This is a genomic window from Paenibacillus sp. GYB004 (assembly GCF_036577605.1).
Taxonomy (GTDB): domain Bacteria; phylum Bacillota; class Bacilli; order Paenibacillales; family NBRC-103111; genus Paenibacillus_AB; species Paenibacillus_AB oceani.
Genome location: NZ_JARBDB010000001.1, coordinates 1 through 21,181 on the forward strand (window position 1 = coordinate 1; position 21,181 = coordinate 21,181).

The 21,181-nt window shown below is 53.6% G+C and carries 18 protein-coding genes and 1 pseudogene; 15 read left to right on the forward strand and 4 right to left on the reverse strand.

The genetic code is table 11. The features are described 5' to 3' along the window. Positions 1 to 472: 472 nt before the first annotated feature. Positions 473 to 1,588 (forward strand): C40 family peptidase, encoded by a 1,116-nt coding sequence (locus tag PV433_RS00005; RefSeq protein ID WP_332070189.1) that lies wholly within the window; start codon positions 473 to 475, stop codon positions 1,586 to 1,588. Between the two features lie 344 nt (positions 1,589 to 1,932). On the opposite strand, the gene PV433_RS00010 is transcribed toward PV433_RS00005, so the two are convergent. After that, complete coding sequence (locus PV433_RS00010) at positions 1,933 to 2,664, reverse strand: molybdenum cofactor biosynthesis protein (RefSeq protein WP_332070190.1); 732 nt, start codon at positions 2,662 to 2,664, stop codon at positions 1,933 to 1,935. 178 nt (positions 2,665 to 2,842) lie between these two features. Between PV433_RS00010 and PV433_RS00015 the strand changes: the two genes are divergently transcribed. The 8 genes from PV433_RS00015 (at position 2,843) to PV433_RS00050 (ending at position 11,516) form a co-directional block, all read left to right on the forward strand. Continuing rightward, positions 2,843 to 4,279: a bifunctional metallophosphatase/5'-nucleotidase gene (locus PV433_RS00015; RefSeq protein WP_332070191.1), complete on the forward strand. Its 1,437-nt coding sequence runs from the start codon at positions 2,843 to 2,845 to the stop codon at positions 4,277 to 4,279. A 17-nt stretch (positions 4,280 to 4,296) separates the two neighbouring features. Continuing rightward, positions 4,297 to 5,130 carry an undecaprenyl-diphosphate phosphatase gene (locus PV433_RS00020; RefSeq protein WP_332070192.1) on the forward strand — a complete coding sequence of 278 codons (834 nt, stop codon included), beginning with the start codon at positions 4,297 to 4,299 and terminating at the stop codon, positions 5,128 to 5,130. Between the two features lie 156 nt (positions 5,131 to 5,286). Next, positions 5,287 to 6,402, forward strand: a complete 1,116-nt coding sequence (locus PV433_RS00025) for an HD-GYP domain-containing protein (RefSeq protein ID WP_332070193.1) — start codon at positions 5,287 to 5,289, stop codon at positions 6,400 to 6,402. Positions 6,403 to 6,514: 112 nt separating this feature from the next. Further along, positions 6,515 to 7,642, forward strand: coding sequence for a radical SAM/CxCxxxxC motif protein YfkAB (yfkAB, locus tag PV433_RS00030; protein WP_332070194.1), 1,128 nt, complete (start codon positions 6,515 to 6,517; stop codon positions 7,640 to 7,642). 128 nt (positions 7,643 to 7,770) lie between these two features. Next, complete coding sequence (locus tag PV433_RS00035; RefSeq protein WP_332070195.1) at positions 7,771 to 9,114, forward strand: hemolysin family protein; 1,344 nt, start codon at positions 7,771 to 7,773, stop codon at positions 9,112 to 9,114. 15 nt (positions 9,115 to 9,129) lie between these two features. Then, positions 9,130 to 10,176, forward strand: a complete 1,047-nt coding sequence (gene ytvI, locus PV433_RS00040) for a sporulation integral membrane protein YtvI (RefSeq protein WP_332070196.1) — start codon at positions 9,130 to 9,132, stop codon at positions 10,174 to 10,176. An 84-nt stretch (positions 10,177 to 10,260) separates the two neighbouring features. Next, on the forward strand, positions 10,261 to 11,091 hold the full coding sequence (locus PV433_RS00045) for an undecaprenyl-diphosphate phosphatase (RefSeq protein WP_332070203.1): 831 nt from the start codon (positions 10,261 to 10,263) through the stop codon (positions 11,089 to 11,091). 209 nt (positions 11,092 to 11,300) lie between these two features. After that, positions 11,301 to 11,516 carry a hypothetical protein gene (locus PV433_RS00050; RefSeq protein ID WP_332070197.1) on the forward strand — a complete coding sequence of 72 codons (216 nt, stop codon included), beginning with the start codon at positions 11,301 to 11,303 and terminating at the stop codon, positions 11,514 to 11,516. On the opposite strand, the gene PV433_RS00055 is transcribed toward PV433_RS00050, so the two are convergent. Together PV433_RS00055 and PV433_RS00060 are read right to left on the reverse strand one after the other, a co-directional pair. Continuing rightward, positions 11,513 to 13,138 (reverse strand): response regulator, encoded by a 1,626-nt coding sequence (locus PV433_RS00055; RefSeq protein ID WP_332070198.1) that lies wholly within the window; start codon positions 13,136 to 13,138, stop codon positions 11,513 to 11,515. The genes PV433_RS00050 and PV433_RS00055 overlap by 4 nt on opposite strands. Next, a complete protein-coding gene (locus PV433_RS00060; RefSeq protein WP_332070199.1) occupies positions 13,116 to 14,942 on the reverse strand; it encodes a cache domain-containing sensor histidine kinase in 1,827 nt (608 codons plus the stop codon). Before PV433_RS00060 ends, PV433_RS00055 begins: the two co-directional genes overlap by 23 nt. Positions 14,943 to 15,105: 163 nt before the next feature. On the opposite strand from PV433_RS00060, the gene PV433_RS00065 reads away from it, so the two are divergent. From PV433_RS00065 to PV433_RS00090, 6 genes are all read left to right on the forward strand, one after another. Then, positions 15,106 to 15,975, forward strand: coding sequence for a carbohydrate ABC transporter permease (locus PV433_RS00065; protein ID WP_190931850.1), 870 nt, complete (start codon positions 15,106 to 15,108; stop codon positions 15,973 to 15,975). Continuing rightward, a complete protein-coding gene (locus PV433_RS00070; RefSeq protein WP_332070200.1) occupies positions 15,975 to 16,808 on the forward strand; it encodes a carbohydrate ABC transporter permease in 834 nt (277 codons plus the stop codon). The genes PV433_RS00065 and PV433_RS00070 overlap by 1 nt, the downstream gene beginning before the upstream one ends. 154 nt (positions 16,809 to 16,962) lie before the next feature. Beyond that, positions 16,963 to 18,261, forward strand: a complete 1,299-nt coding sequence (locus PV433_RS00075; protein WP_332070201.1) for an ABC transporter substrate-binding protein — start codon at positions 16,963 to 16,965, stop codon at positions 18,259 to 18,261. 559 nt (positions 18,262 to 18,820) lie between these two features. Continuing rightward, the gene (locus tag PV433_RS00080) at positions 18,821 to 19,042 is read left to right on the forward strand and encodes a spore coat associated protein CotJA (protein WP_190931851.1); all 222 of its coding nucleotides are present in this window, start codon (positions 18,821 to 18,823) and stop codon (positions 19,040 to 19,042) included. Positions 19,043 to 19,045: 3 nt separating this feature from the next. Further along, positions 19,046 to 19,309, forward strand: coding sequence for a spore coat protein CotJB (locus tag PV433_RS00085; RefSeq protein WP_332070202.1), 264 nt, complete (start codon positions 19,046 to 19,048; stop codon positions 19,307 to 19,309). Between the two features lie 159 nt (positions 19,310 to 19,468). Continuing rightward, complete coding sequence (locus PV433_RS00090) at positions 19,469 to 20,038, forward strand: manganese catalase family protein (protein ID WP_190931827.1); 570 nt, start codon at positions 19,469 to 19,471, stop codon at positions 20,036 to 20,038. A 135-nt stretch (positions 20,039 to 20,173) separates the two neighbouring features. Here PV433_RS00090 and PV433_RS00095 read toward each other — a convergent pair. Next, positions 20,174 to 21,043: pseudogene (locus PV433_RS00095) on the reverse strand (serine hydrolase domain-containing protein); the annotation flags it as partial. Positions 21,044 to 21,181 lie beyond the last annotated feature (138 nt).

Consider the following 21,181-nt stretch of genomic DNA (forward strand, 5'->3'; position numbering starts at 1 on the left):
CAGCGATCAGATTCCCAATTCTGGAAACGAACTGCCTGCCCCTTCGGGGCAAGGGGAACAAGTATTGTGAAGGTTTTCACACCTTAATAATCTAAAAAAACTGTCTTGACATCTTGTAGCACCATATATTGAGTCAATTCATTGCTCAAAAAATGGGCATTAATTGAACAATTATATCTACCCTCTTTAATATAAAGTGTGCAGGGACACCATAACCTGTTTAGGTTTCACCATCAAATATCAATTTTTAAAGCTCGTAATCAAATGCCTCCCCCGGATTGTGCAAGTTAATATGAGACTCTTAAATTGGAGAAAACAAGCAGACCCAGGGCTTTTTAGATTCTGAATTGGCTAATGCGCCCCTCCCAACAATTACAATCCATCCCCCTTCATTCCGCCGCATAATTCATTCCACACTGCCTAAAGCTAATCTCATCAACGAAATTTTATCGTGAGGAGAGCATAGACGACTATGACGAAAAGGCAGCGGAAGGTAGCCCTCACTCTGATCGCGGTTGCGCTGATGACCACGACCGCATGCGGGATGAATAACGGAGGAATGAAACGTCAGGCGGGGGAAGCGAGACCGTCGCCGGAGGTGGCAACGCCATCCGTTCCGCAGACGCCTCAGGCGTTGTCCGGTTCCGGTGTGAATATGCTGAATGCCAGTGAGGCCAAAATCCCGATCATGATGGTCGAAGGGAAACGGGTTATTTCCGGGCAAACGTTCGCCGATACGCTGGAGTTTCAGTGGGACTGGGACCCGGCGACCGGCACGCTGCGGATAGGCGATAATGACGCCGTGTATGAGCTCAAAGGCGGGAGCACGCAGGCTGTTGTGGAGGGAAATGCTTTAACGATGGCCGAGGCGCCTTTCGTATCTGGCGATACGTTGCAGATCCCTTTGTCCGTGGTTGAAGATTTGTTCCGCGATGTCGTTTCCTACGAGGTGCGCGATAACGAACTGGCCATTAAGCCGAATCCGAACGCGGTCGACAAAGCGATATTGAATTTGCCGCCCGAACCGGAAGGCCAAGAGGATGAGTGGAGCTTCGCCGACGATCCGAACGATCCGAAAAAGAAAAAACCGGCATCTGCCGGGGGAACTTCCTCTTTCACCAGAGAGGCGCTTGAAGCGGCTGTATCTGTTTACGGGCGAGGGGACGCGATTCCGGTACAGGTCGATATCAATACGGACAACCTGATTTCCACCGGTAAAAGATACTTGGGCGTCAAATACAAATTCGGCACGGGCCCGTATCCGCAGACGGGCAAGTTCGACTGCTCGACGTTTACCCAATACCTTTACGGCAAGGAAGACGTCGATCTGCCGCGTACCGCAAGAGCGCAAGCCCGGAAAGGACAAAACGTCAGCCGCAAAATGCTGCGTGAGGGCGATCTGATGTTTTTTTACGTACCCGGCCGCTTCAAAACGGATAAGATCGTCGGGCATGTAGGCATCTACATGGGCAACAACCAGATGATCCACGCTTCGCCGAAACCAAAAGACGGTGTGCAAATTACGAACATCAATCAGCCTTACTGGAAAAAAACGTTTTTAAGCGCCAAGCGTCTGGATATGGAATAAACATGCGGTAAAAGAGCATGGAGAAAGGTTAGATCGATCTGGGTAATGGGTGAGCCCAGCCAGTATGATCCGGATTCATCCGACCATCCAGCTTCAGTCAGAACAAGCAAAACCCATCCAGCCATCCAGCCATTCGCTAAACTCAGAACTTGATGTACTGAAGCGCGCCATCCAAGCTGGAATCGATGTTGTACAGCATTGAAAAACACCGAAAAGACCGTTTAAAGCCCGTCTCAGGGCTAAAACGGTCTTTTTGCGCCTAAGATAAAGCCGAATAGCTGAATGAATGATGCCAAAGAGACGGCTGCGAGCAAGATTTTCGCTTCGGAGCTTGGCCTGAACACTCATGTCGTGCGCATCGGATTCCACGGGCCGGACTGTGGCCCTTTCCATTGCGAGCCGTCTTCCCACACTTCCTTTTTCCAGATAGGCACGATTTCTTTCAGCCTTTCAATCGCATAACGGCTCGCTTCGTAACAGTCCGCGCGGTGCGGCGTCGATACGGCAATGACGACACTGGTTTCGCCGACCGGAACTGTCCCGATCCGATGCGAGATGGCCGTGAGGGAGCCGGGCCATCGGGAGCGGATCTCGTCCGATATTTGCTTAAGTGTCTTGAGCGCCATCGGGACGTATGCTTCGTATTCCAGCAGAACGGTACGCTGCCCCAGCGTCGTCCGGCGTGTCGTACCTATGAAAACCAACGACGCGCCATGTTCGTCGTCTGCTACTTTGACAAATACCTCGTCCGCGGTAAGCGGGCTTGTCGTAATACGATGCAGGCCCAGCGATTCATCGACGACGGATGAGCGGAATGCCGGCTCCTGCTGCCCCCCGGATACGGGAGGAATAACGGCAATTTCATCGGTTACGGATAACAGGTCGTTGTCTGAGGCGTAAGCTTGATTTTTGGCAATGAACGCCGTCCGGATCAAACCGCTCGCTGCGGGATAGGCGCGGCTCAGAAGCTCCTTCAGCTCGGCTCCGGTCAAAGTCTCCCCTTGTATGTCTATAGGAACGGTGGAAGCGCCGAGTGCATCCGATAACCCGGCGAATACGCGAATGACAAGCTGCATAAGCTGGAAACGCACCTCCATAGGGCTAGTTGATCTTCACCAAGTGTACCATTTCCGTTGCATGTCCGGCAAAAAAAAGCATAGAATTAGGAAAAGCCGGCGGCAGGAACTTTTTTGATCGGAATCGAAATGGATAGAGTCTGGACAATCTGTATACGAATGAAGCGGAGGGCGGAGCATGGACGACAAAAAGCTGGTCCTTCTGCATACGAACGATATCCACAGTCACTTCGAGCGGATGCCCCGAGTCGGGTCCGCTTTGGAGCAGCTTCGAAGCGGTCATCCGTCCTCGGAGTTGATCGTCATCGACTGCGGGGACCATATGGACCGGATGCGGCCCGAAACCGAGGGCAGCTCCGGCCTTGCCAATATTGCGGTATTGAATGCAACCGGCTACGATCTCGTCGTTCCCGGCAACAACGAGGGATTGACCTTTACTCCGGAGCAGCTCGGCGTTGCCTATAAACAGAGAAACGGGTTCTCAGTCGTATGCGGCAATTTATCCGATAAAGACACGGGCGAAGCGCCGCCTTGGATGGAGCCGTACCGGATACTGGACAAAAACGGGCTGCGCGTAGGCATCATCGGACTGACCGCCTATTATCCCGACTTTTACACGCTGCTGGGCTGGAATATCTCCGATCCCTACGAGACCGCCGCCCGGCTGACGGATCTGCTGCGTCCCGACGTCGACGTACTGGTCGTCGTCTCCCATCTCGGTCTGATGCACGATAAAGCGATGGCTGAGCAAATCAACGGGATCGATGTCATCCTTGGCAGCCATACTCATCATTTGCTGGAGGAGCCGCTGTTTCTAAACGGTACTTACATCGCCGCCGCAGGCTGCTTCGGTAAACACGTGGGCGAGCTGGAGTTCTCCTACAGTATGGCGGATAAGCAACTGCGTTTAGTCAAAGGGTTGATCTGGGAGACGGAGCGGTTTCTGCATTCGGCCCGGCTCGAGACCATTATCGCCGAGGAGGAGCAGAGGAGCCGCGACAGGCTTACTCTGTCCGTCGCTCGTCTGGAACAGCCGCTATACATACGATGGGAATCGGAGTCGCCTCTGGGCAATTTGCTCGCGTCGGGTTTGCGCAACTGGACGGGGGCCGAGATCGGCCTTGTGAATGCGGGCCAGATTTTGCAAAGCTTGGAGGAGGGGACGGTCACGCAATACCGGCTGCTGGAAATATGCCCACCGCCGATTAATCCGTGCCTGATCCGTCTGCCCGGACACGAGCTGCGCCTTGCGCTGGAAGAAGCTTTGCTGGACGAGTTCATCCTGAAACCGATCAAAGGGTTCGGCTTCCGCGGCAAGCTGCTCGGAACGCTGTGCGTCTCCGGTTTGCGCATCGAATATGCCGCGGAAGCGGAGCCTTACCGGAAAATCCGCAGCGTAACGGTAAACGGCGAACCTCTCGAGGAACAGCGAATGTATAACGTTGGCACGATCGATATGTTTACGTTCGGGATCGGCTATATGTCGCTTAGCCGCGGACAAATCGTTCAGTATTATTTGCCGGAGTTTATTCGGGACGTGCTGGGCGACCAGCTTCAAAACGAAGAGGAGCTGCAGCTTTGCTCCCATCGCAGCTGGTTTCCGGTAAGCGATTAACGCTTAGGGGGGATGGCATGTTCAGTTTGTGGGTGGCGTTTATTATCGGGGTGGTGGAAGGGCTGACCGAGTTTTTGCCGGTATCTTCGACGGGGCATATGATTCTGGTTGGCAATATGCTGGAGTTTACCGGGGATAAAGCGGAGACGTTCGAGGTCGTCATCCAGCTCGGCGCGATTCTCGCTGTGGCGATCATTTACTGGAGGCGGGTGCTTCGGCTGTTCGGCTGGCGCGATCCGCAAGCTCCGGCTCCGGCTGCAGGTTCGGGTTCAGCGAGACGGCTCAACCTGCTGCATATAGGGCTGGCGATCGTGCCCGCGCTCGGGCTCGCTTTCGTATTCCGTGACTACATCAAGCTGTTGTTCATGCCGGAGACGGTGGTGATCGGTCTAATCGCCGGTGGGATTTTTATGATGATTGGGGAAAAGCAGCAGCCTGCTATTACCGCGGGCGATATGGACCAGTTGACGTACCGTCAGTCGTTTTTTATCGGGATGGCCCAATGTTTATCGTTATGGCCCGGATTTTCCCGATCGGGAGCGACGATTGCGGGCGGGATGCTGGCAGGGGCGAGCAGGGCGGCGGCCGCGGACTTTACGTTTCTGATCGCCATCCCTGTCATGTGCGCGGCAACCGGATACGAGCTGTTGAAAAATGCCGGTACGATGACCGCGGGGGATATCGGCTTTTTGGCGGTCGGCTTCGTCGTAGCGTTTGTCGTTGCGCTTCTGGCCGTCGTTACGTTCATTAAGCTTGTAGGCAAGCTGAAGCTGACTTATTTCTCTTATTACCGGTTTGCGCTCGCTGCAATTGTACTGATATATATGTATACGATCGGCTTTCCCGGTTGAAAAAAGGAAAGAATCGTTAAAATGATGCCAATTTCCTAGTTCTAAAGTCCTGGAAATTTTGTCGAACTGTGAGGTTTCTTGTTGCTCTTTTTACAACAATTCGATACATTAATAAAGGATACAACGAGAAAATGATGAAGAGACGTGGGGAAACAAATGAGGCTTGTACCGATCGAGTGGTGCCGTCCGGGCATGCGGCTTGCAAAAAAAGTGTTCAACGAGGAAGGTCTCGTGCTGCTGGCCGAACATGTGGAGCTGACTCAAAGGATGGTCGAACGTCTCGCCTTGTACGGAATCCCCCATCTGTATATTGAAGACGAACGGACAGACGATGTTGTCATCAGGGACGCGATTACTGTGGAAACGAGACGGATGGCGATGGGTGTCATCCGCACGAATTTTAAGCGTGTGATGTTGGATTCACTGCCGCGCCGTGCCGCGTACCAGCCTTATATGGGCAAATCGTTTATGGAAGCCTTGAAGATGATCATCGACGATCTCAGTCAAAATCCGGGCGCCATGATTATGCTGACCGACATTAGCATCACGGACATGTATTTGTACCAGCATTCGCTGAACGTATGCATTTACGCGACGATGCTTGGTCTGGCGGACGGATATTCCAAAAACGATCTGACGATGCTCGGTCTGGGAGCGCTGCTGCACGACATCGGCAAGACCAAGCTTCCGACGGATATTTTGAAGAAACCCGGGAAGCTGCTGGACTCCGAATTCGAGACGATGAAGCGACATACGGAATACGGGTACCGGCTGCTGAAGGACGAACCGAACATTCCGCTGTTATCGGCGCACTGCGCCTTGCAGCACCATGAGCGGATGGACGGCAGCGGATATCCGAGAGGAATCAGAGGGGAAGAAATCCATGATTTCGCCAAGTGGATCGGGCTGGTAGATTCCTACGACGCCATGACGACGAACCGGGTGTACAGAGCGGCGATGCTGCCGCACCAGGCGATGGAAGTGCTGTATACGGGCGCTGATTCGCTCTACGAGAAAAGCAAGGTGGAGCATTTCCGCGATCGGGTGGCGATTTACCCGCTTGGGGCGACCGTTACTTTAAATACGGGCGAGACGGGGGTCGTGGTGGACGTCAACAGCCAATTCGCTCAGCGTCCGATTGTCCGCATCCTGGAAGACCAAGAAGGTCAAACGTTGAAAGAGCCTTATGAAATCGATCTTTCCACCCATTTGTCTGTTATTGTGAAAGGCATCGGCAACGTCCAGGTGGCGGAGCCTATCAAATTTACATAAGATCCCGTTACGAATTGCTGCCCATGGGCCGATCGTAGCCCGGGGTTTTCTTTTTTTCACGCTTTCGGGTAAAATGGGAAGGATAAGGAACAGTCAGGTGGGGAAAGGCAAGATGAACGATTACAAACAGGCGGCGCTCTTGAAGCCGATTACGCCGGAGTACGATCCTTGGGACCCGATCCGGTCGCTGCGGCAGCATGGACGTCATGTGCTGACAAGCGTTGAATTTACAGTTACCAATTTATGTAATATGCGCTGCGAGCATTGCGCAGTCGGGGATGCTTTGACGATGACCGAAGGGGCCCGTATTCCGATTGCCGATCTGATCCGCAGACTCGAGGAAGTGGAGCACCTCGAGACGATCAGCATTACCGGAGGCGAGCCCTCTTACTTGGAGAAGACGGTCAAGGATTATATCGTTCCGCTGTTGAAATACGCAAGAGAACGCGGTGTGCGGACGCAGATCAACTCGAATGTGACGCTCGACCTGTCCAGATATGAGATGATGGCGCCTTACCTGGACGTCATGCACATTTCCTTCAACTACACCGATGCGGACGATTTTCATCGCGTCGGCTTCGTGCATGCCGGTCATCCGGTCGGCCGCGACACCGCGGTCAAAATGTACGAGCGGATGATGGATAATGCCAGCGCGCTTAGCAAAGGCGGCATGTTCGTATCGGCGGAGTCGATGATCAATTTCCGGACACATGAGAAAATCGTGGATATTCACCGTCTGATCGGGGAGATGGGCTGCGTGCGTCATGAAGTGCATCCGATGTATCCGAGCGCGTTCGCGGCGAACTTGCCGAAGCTGTCGCTGGAGCAGATTCGCGCTTCGATTCACCGGCTGCTGGACGGGCGCGATCCGGACATGTGGATGCTGTTCGGGACGCTGCCGTTTTTCGCATGCGGCGGCGGGGAAGCCGATCTCGAGCTTGTCCGCAGAATGCGCAGCGAGCCGAAAGTAACCGTGCGCAACGACCCGGACGGACGCAACCGGCTGAACGTGAACATGTTTACTGGGGACGTTTTCGTAACCGACTTCGCGGATTTGTCTTCGCTCGGCAACGTGGCGACCGATTCGCTCGACGGTATTTTCGATAAATGGCTGGAGCATCCGCTTAGCCGGATGGTCAACTGCCACTGCGATGCGGCTGCCTGCTGCGGTCCGAATTTGCTTGTGGCGGACGCTTATTACCGCGATGTCGATTTTATGAAGCGCCGGGCGATCGTTTGAGGCAGGATTGATTCGGTTAAGTAGTTAAAAAGCTGTAACCTGAAAGCGTCCATTAACGTCTAACTATACGGACAGACAGCTGAGCCGCAAAAGGGAGGAATCTCCGGAGCAACCTCGGAGAGTATACAATGGAAACGGAATTTCATTGGAACGAACTGCTTTTGTATATGGTGCTCGTCCTGGTTCTCGTCTTTTTAAACGGATTTTTCGTCGCGGCTGAGTTTGCCCTCGTAAAAGTACGTCAATCCCGGCTCACTCAGCTTGTCAACGAAGGAAACGGCAAAGCCAAATATGCGCTGGCGGTAACCAAAAGGCTGGACGCCTATTTATCCGCTACCCAGCTCGGAATTACGCTGGCGTCGCTTGGACTCGGATGGGTCGGCGAACCGGCGGTATCCCGATTGCTCGTCGAGCCGCTGCTCGCCAAATTCGGCGCGGGCGACGCGGTGTGGAGCCATACGGTTTCGTTTGCCATCGCCTTCTCGGTGATTACGTTTTTGCATATCGTCTTGGGGGAGCTGGCTCCCAAATCGCTGGCCATTCAGAAGTCGGAAGGCACCTCGATGTGGCTATCCGCTCCGCTTATGTTGTTTTACAAACTGTTCATGCCTGCAATCTGGGTGCTGAACGGAGCGGCCAACAAGCTGCTGAAGCTGTTCGGCGTTCAGCCCGCTTCGGAGCGGGAGGCAGCGCATACGGAGGAAGAAATCCGGATTCTGATGAATCAAAGCGCGAAAAGCGGACATATCGACCAAGACGAGATGGCGCTGTTTGACAATATATTCGAATTTTCCGAGCGGCTGGCGCGCGAAGTGATGGTTCCCCGGACCGATATGGACTGTTTGTATCTCGAACAGCCGTTTAACGAAAGCGTGAAGACCGCTTACGCCTCCAAGCATACCCGTTATCCGGTCGCCAGCGGCGACAAGGACCGGATCGTCGGATTCGTCCATATTACCGATCTGCTGACCGCCGATCCCGATGAGGACCATGATCTGAGGACGCTTCTGCGTCCGATCCTGACCGTCCCGGAGTCGATGGAAGTCAGCCACGTGCTGCGCCTGATGCAGAAGCAGCGGTCGCAGATTGCAGTGGTGATCGACGAGTACGGGGGAACGGCGGGGCTTGTGACGATCGGGGATATTCTGGAGGAGATCGTCGGCGAGCTGATGGACGAGTTCGATGAGGGCCGTTCGAGCGTGGAAGTGAACGGTCTAGTCACTTCGGTCGACGGGCGCATGCTGCTTGAGGATATTAACGATATGCTGAATACGGCGATCGAGGATGCGGAGGTCGACTCCGTCGGCGGCTGGTTGTTTAAGCAGCTGGAAGGCGTACCGGTCAAAGGCAGCCGAGTGCAGCATGACGGCTATACGTTCGAAGTGGCGGAAGTAGACCGACTGCGAGTGGTCCGGGTACATATTACGCGAGATCCAAGCGCCGAACCTGCTGCAAATCTATACGTCGATTAAGGGGAGCGGTGCCTAGTGTCCATCAAAGCGGTCGTCGCCATACTTGCCGGCGCCGTAATGTTATACGGATTGTTTACGATCGGCATGCCGTTTCTGGCGGCCATCGTTATCGCGATGTTTCTGGATGCGCCGATCCGCGCGATGATGAGAGTATTCCGGATGAATCGGGTAACGTCGGCTACGATCGTCTGTACGTTGTTTACGCTGCTGCTGTTCGGTCTCGCTTATCTGATCGGAGCGGGCGTCGTCTCTCAGCTCGTCGAGCTGTGGACCAAAGTTCCGGTATTTTTGGACGAGTTCAACAAAGTGTTCAAGGATGCGACCGAGAGGACCGAGCTGTTCTACAACTCGCTGCCGGCCGATGTCGCCGTACAGGTGCAAACGACGTTGGCGAACAGCGTAGCGTCGATTACTTCGACGATCGCGGGTATGATCACAAGCATATCCTCGTATTTCCTCGGGGCGGCCAAAGCGGTTCCGAACCTGTTCGTGGCGTTCATCGTGTTTATGGTCGCCTTGTATTTGGTCAACTACAGCTTGCCGGTATTGAAGACGCAGTTTCTAGGGCTGTTCGAATTAAAATCGCGCGGCAAGGTAGAAGAAGTGATGGGCAATTTGCGCAGTTCCATATTCGGCTTTCTGAAGGCGCAAATTATTTTGAGCGCATTGACCTACCTCGTCTCGCTGCTGGGGCTTCTCATTCTCCGGGTGGAGTATCCGCTCGCTATTGCGCTTCTGATCATTATCGTTGACGTGCTGCCGATTCTCGGAACGGGCTCGGTCCTCGTGCCATGGGCGGTCTATGTGCTCATTAAGGGCAATATGCCGCTGGCGATCGGTTTGGTTGCGTTGTTCCTCGTCATCACGATTTTCCGGCGCATCGCGGAACCGAAAATACTCGGCGATTCGATCGGCATCGGTGCGCTGCCTACGCTTGTCGGCTTGTACATCGGTTTCAAGCTGGTTGGGGTTGTCGGGCTGTTTCTGGGACCGATCGTCATTATGATTTATAAAGAAATGCGCAAGGTCGGCTTGATCAAGTTTAATATCAAGCTGGAATGAACGGGGAAGCATGACGGGCCGCCACAGGCGGCTCTTTTCGCGAAATAGCGCGCGCTGGAAACTTTAGGAGAGGTGAGAGTTGGTTTGAGCTTCTGGGACTTTTTTGTAGCGTTAGTATTAGGGATTGTGGAAGGGTTGACCGAGTTTGCGCCCGTGTCGTCAACAGGACATATGATTCTGGTGGACGACCTGCTGCTGCATTCGAAGGAGCTGTTTCCGGCTTCGGTGGCCAACTCGTTTAAGGTTGTCATCCAGCTTGGCTCGATTCTCGCCGTGGTGATCGTGTTCAAGGACCGCTTTCTCGACATGTTCGGATTGCGCAGGAAGAGTGACGGCGCGGCGAAAGGCGGACCGAGACTGAAGCTGGCGCAAGTCATCGTCGGCCTGATCCCGGCCGGAGTCATCGGCGTGTTGTTCGAAGATTATATCGACGAATACTTGTTCTCCATCGAAACGGTACTGATCGGCCTCGTCGTCGGCGGGGTGCTGATGATTGTCGCCGACCGCTTCCGCCCGCGCGTGCCCAAAGCGGACACGGTCGATAAAGTAACGTACAAGCAGGCGTTCGGCATCGGCCTGTTCCAGTGTCTCGGCATGTGGCCCGGGTTTTCCCGTTCCGGCTCGACGATATCCGGTGGCGTTTTGCTCGGACTAAGCCATCGCGCCGCTTCCGACTTCACGTTTATTATGGCGGTACCGATCATGATGGGGGCGAGCGTCATCTCGCTGTACAAACATTGGGATTCGTTTACCGCAGAAGCTTTGCCGTTTTTTGCGGTCGGTTTTGTGAGCGCGTTTATTTTTGCCCTGATCTCTATCCGGTTTTTCCTGAAATTGATCCAGCGGATCAAGCTGGTTCCTTTTGCAATCTACCGTTTCGTACTGGCGGCTCTAATTGCACTCGTCTATTTTTAATCAATATGCCGGTCCGGTGACGCTGATGTCCGACCAACCCGCCACGATCCTGATGAGCCGCCGAGCTTTCCGGGATCGTGGTTTTTGGTATGCAGCTAAAATCGGAGAGACGGCCGGTAATCATGATATATTGTAAGGGAAGCGCAGCGTGTACCCGATAAACGCTGCAGGGGGACGGGGAGATTGCGGGGACGGGTCTGGAAATCTCGATGGTGGTGAAGTTCCAGGTCGGGGTTCTCAAAGGCGGGAGGACGCGCTGGCCGCGGGGCGAGACGCCCGACTGCATCTTCACGGTCGGCAAGGAATGCCGGGAGGAACTGGTGGCGTTGGCAGGGCGGCTGTCTTCCCGGCTATTTGTTCGTTTCAGCTTTTTGGCGCGGGAAAGCGTCAAGCCCCGTTCGGAACCTCTTTCCCCCATCTTCTAGGCTTCCCCGCTTTGCTTTTTCCGGTATTCCACCGGCGTCACTCCAAACGTCTTTTTGAACACTTTGCTGAAATATTTCTCGTCCTCGTAACCGGTCATCCGGGCGATTTGCACGATCTTCAGATCCGGATGCAGAAGCAGCGTCTTCGCTTGCTCCATCCGATGGCGCAAAATGTAGTCGCTGATCGTTTCTCCGAACTCCTGCTTAAATCGGCGCGACACATATTCGCGGCTTAAATAAAAGTGCGAGGCGATGTCCTGTACACTGATGTCCCGATCGATCCGCTGCTGCACATAACGGGCGATCTCGTACACCAGGTTGTTTTCCTGGTGCGCCGCATGACGGAGAAATTCCGACAAGCGGATCAGGCTCGCGGCAAGTTCACCGCCCCACTTCTCCAGCGACAACAGCCCTTGTTCGTTCAAAGGGACAGGCAGTTCGGCCGATTCGACCGGGAAGCGGGTGTCCGTATCGTCAGCGGGGAACAACTCCTTGACCCAGCGTGACTTCAGGACATGGAATTCGTGACGCCACAGCTCCAGATGGTCCAAGGTGACGACGCTTCGGCTGGAGACTTCCGTAATCCACGCTTGAACCGCTTCCCTGATCTTCTCCTGACTTGCGCTGCGTATGGCGACTCTCATCAGGTCCTCGAAGTCGCTGAAATGAATCTCGGCTGGACGAGGCTTCTCCTTCGGGTCATACGCATGAATCCACCCTTTACGATTCAACAAATTGCGATGCCGCAGCGCCGATTCCGCCTGTGCGAACGATTCCTTGAGAGCGGAAGGGAAAGGCAGGCTGGCGCCGAGTCCGAATTCGACGCGTGCGCCGAAGGCCCGGTAAATCCCGTCGTTAATCGACTCCAGCAAGCGGGGCGTGCGTTCCGGAGATCCCCAGTGAACGAGAACGACCGGATGGCGGCTGCTCCAGTAACGGAAGGCGAAGCCTTGCCTAGGCTGTCCGTTCATCAGCTCGTTGCCGATATTGGCCAGGCTGAACTGCAGCAGCTCGGTTTGCGCCGCGAACTTGTCCCGCAGCTTGCCGTGCAGCGTATCGAACGCGATCGCAGCCACTCGGCAAGGGGTGCCTTCGCGAAGCTCGGGATACTCCTGCTCGAACCAGGCTTTCTCCGCGTAATAGGAGGTAGTCTCCCCGATCAGGCTGGAAAATAGTTTGTCGGCATACACCGGCAGGAGCGAGTTCATCCGGATCGAGCTAAGCTGCAAATCGAGCCGTGCTCTCTCCGCTTCGTTCCAGCTGCGGACGGCCTTCTCGGTAATTTCCAGCAGCTGCTCCGCGTCAATCGGCTTCAGCAAATAGTCCATGCCGCCGTATTTGACCGCTCCCCGCATAAACTCGAAATCGTCGTGGCCGCTGATCACGATCGTCCGGCAATCCGGAGCGTTGTCCTGAATCCAGCGGAGCAGCGAGATCCCGTCCATATTCGGCATCATCATATCCGTATAGACGATCTGCGGCTTCTCGGCCTCGATGATCTCTGCAGCGGCCACGCCGTCGGACGCCTCCAGCACGGTGTCGATCCCGTACTCGTTCCAGTCGACGAGCAGCTTGATGGCGTCCCGAACATGTTTCTCGTCATCCACGATCAGTACTTTCATCGTTTGCCTCCTTTCCGCTTGGGATCGACATCGTCACTTTGAAGCCGTGCGGCTTTACATTTTCTATATCCATCGCCGCTTCTTCGCCGTGCAGCAGCTTGAGCCGGGACAAGACGTTCAGCAGCCCGATGCCGCCGCCGTCCTCCTGCTCCGAATCGGCGTCGCTGCCTATTCCGGCTCTGCGAAGCAGTAGCCTTATTCCGTTCAGTCGTTCCGCCTCAGCCCCTCTGCCGTTGTCTTCGACCGAGACGATCAGCCGGCCTTCGTCCGTCAAGCGGCTTCGCACGGTAATAAGCCCCTCTGTCACGGCCGCCGGGTCGAAGCCGTGCTTGAAATAATTTTCCACCACGGGCTGGATGAGCATCTTGGGCACTTGGATATCCATCGTCTTGTCGTCAAGCTCCAGCTTAAGCGAAACCTGTCCGTCGAACCGATGGCTCTGCAGGTCCACATACGACCGGATATGGTCGATTTCTTTGGCGAGCGGCACGGAGGTTTGGGTCGTATTCATACTGTACCGCATCATTTTGCCGAGCGAGGAGATCAGCTTGTAGATGTTCGGCGCATTCATCTGCAGGGCGAGCGTTCCGATCGATTGCAGCGAATTGTACAGGAAATGCGGATGGATTTGCGCTTGCAGCGCCTTGAGCTGATTGGTCCGGTTGGCCAGCTCCAGCCGGTATTCCTTGACGATCAGATTGTTGATATGCTGCATCATCGAGCCGAACCGGGCGGCCAATATCCCGAACTCGTCCTTCCGTTTCATATCGATATCGACGTTCATATTCCCCTTCTGAATGACGCTGATATAACCGAGCAGACGTTTGATCGGAGCGGTGAACATAAAGGCGGCTCCTACCGTAACGAGTACCGACAAAACCGAGAAAGCGGCGAGAACGAACGTATTGATCCGGGTCAGATCGCGCGCCTGCTTGTAGAGCACGTCCTCCGGTATTCGTTTGACGATCGTCCAATCCATATAGCTTGTAGTTATTTTGTCGTACACCTGGATGCCCTTGAAGCCGCTCTCGTTCCATACGAGACTGCCCGAGTCGTCCGGCTGTGCAAGCAGATGCGCGATCCAGCCGTCGCCGGGACGCTGCCCCCATGCCGCTTCGTCGGGTCCGTACAGGATGGAGCCTGCCGAATCGAGGATGTACAGCTGCTCGCGATTCCGCTCGTACATGCTCTCGAGCATCGTGCGCAGGCCTCTCATATTGATGTCGACCGATAAAGTGGCCAGTTCCTCCTCCGTTCCCGGTACGCGGCGGATGCTTCGGTGCATCGACAGGACGACGGCCGGCTCGACGTAGGTAGGGACGGCGAAGCCGTACTGATGGCTGGGATGCGGCGGTTCGATGACGACTTCGGACTTGGAGAAGTCGGGACGGACCGGGCTCGGCTCGGCGGGGACTCGCTGAAACAGCGAGTTGATTAACAGATAAGGCTGCTTCGCCTTGTTCAGATACAAGTACACCTGATACATGTCGCTGGCCGCATTGGTCATGTGCATCAGCGCCCGGTACGTTTCCTTATCGCTCAAATAGTCCGTCGCCCCGGACAAGATGATGCTGTTCAGCTTCTCGTCGTTGTACACCGTCAGGGTAGCCTGGTGCACGGTGTCCATATAGTGTTTGATATTTTCTTTGCCTTGCACGAGCAGGGCCGAGGTGACGCCGATTCGCTCCTGGGTTACCGTCTGTTTCGTATAGCCGTACGTAATCAGAATCGAAGTGGAGAGCGGGACGATGACGGCCGCGAGCAGGATGGCGATTAATTTATTGCGGATGCTTGTCCGAAACAAGGCGACACCTCGCTTTTTTCTCCCGAATGAGCAACACGTCATGAAGTTCCACCAAATGCGTCACGAACTTCCATTTTGCACGGGGCGGTTCGGGTTTAAGATACAAGTATGGGAACAATGAAGTAGAACCACAAGGAGGTCGACCAAGATGAGACGGAACAAAATGCTGCGCGATATGTCGCTGCAAGCCTTCTTTGTCGGTCCGGCGACGCTGGCGTTTGCGGTCATCGTCCTGCTGCCGTTTCTGATGAGCATCTATTATTCCTTTACGGAATGGAACGGCGTCAGCTCAGACATGAAATGGGTCGGGATCGCGAATTATACAACCATCTTAACCGAAGACGACTCGTTTCTCCACTCTTTCGGCTTTACCGCCAGATTCACGGTGGCCAGCGTCGTATTGACGAACGTTTTGGGATTTTTGCTGGCGCTGCTGCTTACTCAGGCATTAAAGACGCGGAACGTGCTGCGGACGATCTTTTTCATGCCGAACGTGATCGGCGGACTGCTGCTCGGATTCATCTGGCAGTTCATTTTTGTTAAAGGGTTCGCTACGATCGGCGAGATGACCGGCATCGGATTTTTTCAACTGCCATGGCTCGGCGATGCGGCTACCGGCTTCTGGGGGCTGATTATCGTCAGCGTCTGGCAAAGCGCCGGGTACCTGATGATCATCTACATTGCCGCCCTGAGCAACGTGCCGAAGGATGTCACCGAAGCGGCGCGGATCGACGGCGCTACCCGGCTGCAGATGCTGCGTCATATTACCGTTCCGCTTATTATGCCTGCTGTAACGGTCTGTCTATTTCTCGCAATCTCGTGGGCGTTTAAAATGTTCGATCTGAATATGTCGCTGACCAAGGGCGGTCCGTTCGGCTCGACGGAATCGATCGCGATGAATATTTACCAGGATGCGTTCCGCAATAACCAGCTCGGGCTCGGGTCGGCTAAATCGGTTATTTTCTTCGCCGCGGTAGCACTCGTCACTTTGTTGCAAGTCAGCTTTACGAAAAAACGGGAGGTGGAGGCGTAATGCAAACGAGAGCGTATTCGGGCCGGACGCTGCTGCTGGAGCTGATGGCGCTTGTGCTGGCGCTGCTGTTTCTGGCTCCCTTCTACTTTGTTATCGTCAACTCGTTCAAAAGCTTCGGCGACTTGCTCGTCAATTCGGCCAATTTGCCGAAGTCGCTCCATTTCGAGAATTACACCCGCGTATGGGAGATTACGCAGTTTCCGAAAGTATTAACGAATTCGCTGATCATCACGGTGGCGAGCAATGTCGGTCTTGTCCTGATCAGCTCGATGGCCGCTTACCGGATGGTCCGTGTACCTAGCAGGCTGAACAAGCTGCTGCTGCTCGGCTTCGTCTCGGCGATGGTCATTCCGTTCCAGTCGGTGATGATCCCGCTTGTACGCGTGGCGGATTGGCTGAACCTGATGGATAATCGTCTGGGCCTCGTCATTTGTTATTTCGGGTTTGGGGTATCGCTTAACCTGTTCTTGTACCACGGCTTTATCAAGTCGATTCCGCTGGAGGTCGAAGAATCGGCCGTGGTGGACGGCTGCTCGCCGTTCGGCGTGTTTTGGCGGATCGTATTCCCGCTGCTGAAGCCGATGACCGTTACGATCGTGCTGCTCAACAGCCTGTGGATCTGGAACGACTTCCTGCTGCCGCTGCTTATTCTGTCCAGTCCGGATCTGCGCACGATCCCGCTTGCCACGTATTCGTTCTTCGGGCAGTATACGAAGCAGTGGGACTTGGCGCTCGCGGGTCTCGTCCTCAGCGTCACGCCGATCGTGATCTTTTTCCTTGCTATGCAGCGTCACATTATTGAGGGCATCACGGCCGGTTCCGTAAAAGGGTAAGACGCAAGCGGCGACCGGCGGCGGACAGGGGAGGGCAAATCACATTTTTCCCCCTATTCGTTCATTCGCGTCGGTGTCGGTCTTTGGCTAACCGCTTTACAATGAAGGTATTCCACAACCAATAAACATATACAGAAAAGGGAGGAAATGAACGATGAACAAACGTTTCGCTACATTCGGACTGATTGGCACCTTGCTCCTTTCTGTGGTCGTTGCCGGCTGCGGCCAAAAAGATCAGCCTTCTGCCGGGGGACAAACCGGGGAGGACGGCAAAAAAAATGTAACGATTAAAATGTTCCAGTTCAAAGTGGAAATTGCCGAGCAGCTCGCCAAGCTCGCTAAAGAGTATGAAAGCGCAAACCCCGGGGTGAAAATCCAGATCGATACCGTCGGAGGCGGCGCGGACTATGGGGCGGCGCTTAAAGCGAAGTTCAGCTCCGGCGATAGACCGGATATTTTCAATAACGGCGGCTTTACCGACCTCGATCTGTGGCTGGAGCATCTGGAGGACTTGTCCGACCAGCCTTGGGTGAAGGACGTCGTCGAAGTGGCGAAAGAACCGATGACCAAAGACGGCAAGCTGTATGGTCAACCGCTTAACCTGGAAGGTTACGGCTTCCTGTACAACAAAGAGCTGTTCGCCCAGGCGGGCATTACCGAGCTGCCGAAGACGCTCACCCAGCTGGAGGAGGCGGCCAAAAAGCTGCAAGCCAAAAACATTACGCCGTTCGTTAACGGCTACGGGGAATGGTGGGTGCTCGGCAATCATTTCGTCAACCTGCCGTTCGCTTATCAGTCGAACCCGAACAGCTTTATCGACAGCTTGAACAAAGGCACCGGGAAGATGACCGGCAACGAAACGTTTAACAACTGGGTGAAGCTGTTCGATCTCCAGTTGAAATACGGCAACGCCAATCCGCTGCAAACGGACTACAACACGCAGGTGACCACTTTCGCAACGGGTAAAGCCGCTATGACGCAGCAGGGCAACTGGACGCAAGTGCAACTGACGAAGACGAACCCGAACCTGAAGGTCGGCTTCCTGCCGATGCCGATCAGCGACGATGCGGCGGCTAACGACAAGCTGCCGGTCGGCGTGCCGAACAACTGGGTCATTAACAAAAACTCGGCTGTGAAGGACGAAGCGAAAAAGTTTTTGAACTGGATGGTTACGTCGGATGTCGGCAAAAAGTATATTACTCAAGAGTTCAAGTTTATCCCGGCATTCAAAACGATTACAGCCGACGAAGCAACCCTCGGACCTTTGGCCGCCGACATTATGAAGTACGTCAAAGACGAAAAAACGCTTAGCTGGAACTGGTTCAAATTCCCGAGCGGCGAAGCTTCGAGCAAGAAGTTCGCGGATGCGATGCAGGCGTATGTCGCCAAGCGGATGACGAAGGAACAAATGTTCGATGAGTTCCAGAAGACGTGGGACAGCTTGAAGAAATAAGGTGTTCTAGAGATAGGGATGCGCCCCCGGGAGACTTGATAGGGTCTTTCGGGGGTTTTTGCGTTGTAGTGTACATGCCTCGGCAAGCCTCGGTCTGCCCTGGTATCCCCGTCCCCCACCAACCCCACCAACCCCACCAACCCCACCAACCCCACCAACCCCACCAACCCCACCAACCCCACCAACCTCTCGGCTAACGAATCATGCTGCGCTTATTGATGGGAAATGTCGGCAATATAGATCTAACGAATCTCAACAGTCTTAGTGGATGAATCATAGCCGAAATAGAGAAGTATGCAGGGAATAACGACTCTGGGATTCCTAACAACTTCAGATCGCCGTTTTTTGATCCAATAGGAGTTACGGAGTTCGTTAAAGCAACGTCTTAGGGGGCACAGTCCGGGTGTTTCTCCGTTTTTTTAATGGGACTAACAAGTTTTCTGGGCTTTGCTCATAAGGTATATAAGTTTAACACTCCGTTACTCCTTGAAGGAGGCAGATTCCTTTGGAACAGATACAACCCATGCAACCGATGCAACCCATGCAACCGATGCAACCCATGCATTCCCCGGCGCAGCATTCCCAGTGGCGCGTCTATTATCCGTTCGTGGGGCCGTGCGATCCGTGCCCGCCGATTTTGAAAAAATGGTATGTCATTCCGCCTAACGTCACGATGCCAGTACAGCCGCCCGGTCTTCCGCAGTTTACTCCGCAGGAAGCGCTCAGGGCCGGTACGTTGTGGCCCGCTTATTACAGTCCCTATAACGGCAGGAGAGGGTAAGCGATGGAAAAGAAACTGGACGATCGTTATTATGAGCTGCTTCGCACCTTGCAGGAGGCCGACTTCGTGCTTCTCGAGTTGACGCTGTATCTGGATACGCATCCGAACGACTTGCAGGCGATTCAGCAATTCAACCAGATGGCGGTGCATCGCAGGCAAATTGCCTGTGAATACGAGAGCGAGTACGGTCCGCTGCTTCAATACGGTCTGAGCTTCAGCCGTTACCCGTGGGATTGGATAAACACGCCTTGGCCTTGGCAGGTTTAGTGGGGCGAGGGGAAGACGGATGCTGATGCCCGGTTCATATATCATGAGCCGTAATCGTGCCGCCACGGGAGCAGGTATGACGGTGAAACAAAAGGCCGAACAGGCACTTTGCCGATATCCGAACGGTTCGGTGCCATTTGTAGAGGAGGATGGCGAGGCATGTGGATTTATGAGAAAAAGCTGCAGTATCCCGTCCGGGTAAGCAAGTGTGACCCGCAAATGGCGAAATTCCTGCTGGAGCAGTACGGCGGGGCGGATGGTGAGTTGGCTGCGGCGCTTCGGTATTTGAATCAGCGGTACAGCATTCCCGATAAAGTGATCGGATTACTTACAGATATCGGGACGGAGGAATTTGCGCATCTCGAGATGATCGCCACCATGGTCTACAAGCTGACGAAGGACGCTACGCCGGAAATGATGAGGGCGGCCGGACTCGGCGACCATTACGTCGCTCACGACAACGCGCTGTTTTATCAGAATGCGTCGGGCGTGCCATGGACGGCGGCCTACATACAGGCCAAGGGTGATCCGATCGCTGATCTCTACGAAGATATTGCGGCGGAAGAGAAGGCGCGGGCGACGTACCAATGGCTGATCGATATAACGGATGATGTAGATTTGCAGGACGGCTTGAAGTTTTTGCGCGAACGGGAAATCATTCATTCGCTCCGCTTCCGCGAGGCGGTGGAGATTTTGAAGGAGGAGCGGGACGCTCAGAAGGTGTTTTGAGTGTGCAGCGGCATCGCCAAGTAGGCGGAGCCGCTTTTAATTAAAATTAACAGTATTATTTAAATTAAAAGGATTAATTTACTATATGCTCAACTTTACCAAATACCGAGATGCAATTATGCGCCTACACTAGCTTCAGTTTTTAAGAATGCCCAAATCAATTAAAAATTGAATAATACTATCAACTGCTTGATAGAGCAATTTATCATCTGAAATATTTGTTATAGCTGCGATGCTGATTTTCTTATTAGTAGAATGACCACTAAAGCTTTTGTATCCAGGCATATATCCAACTTGCTCTCTAAATGTTATTCCACCAAACGTTTTAGTACCAAAAAACAGACGTGAAATCCTCTTATATTCGTCGTTTAGAACATTTCCTTCAAACAAATGGTATAAAAACGTTGCAACGTCGGAGGCATTAGCTACGATCCCCCCGGACATAAAGCCAGCTGTTGGAAGAAAAATCGGGCACTGATCTAAGGCTACTAACTTTTCTTTATATTCTGTCCTGTAATGGTAAGAATCATAGCCGAGAGAAAGTGAACTCGGTAATTTATCCTCGTGCGCGTAGAAGGTGCTTTTTAAGTTAATAGGTTGTGAAAAATACGCTTGAATTAACTGTGAGAAAGTTTTGTTGGTAGCTAACTCAGCTATTCTTCCAAGGAGAATATAATCCGTATTCGAGTAACGATGGCTACTTCCCGGTTGGAACCATGGTTCGTTATTCCATACTTCCTTTATTATATCATCGACAGCCCATCTTTTTCCCGCTAACATAGCTTTAAAGAATGGTGTGTCAGTCCCTAAAGCGTCATAAAGTCCGCTACTGTGTTGCAACAAATGCTTTAGTGTTACATCACGACCATAAGGAAGAGTATCAATATAGGTTGGAAGCGAGTCTCCTAGAGCAATTACTTTGTCTTGAGCCAGCCTCAGAATCAAGCCTTTAACATAAACTTTACTCAAACTTCCTAAGTAATAGATTGATTTTACTGTAGCTTTTCTCTTCTTATTTACTCAACTTTCGCAGTTGCAAAATAGGTTGAATCCCTTGTAGCTTTAAGAGCCAATACCCTTTTTTTCTTTTAATTGACAAAAAACACCCTCTTTGTTTGGTATCATGGAAGTGTCGAGCAACCA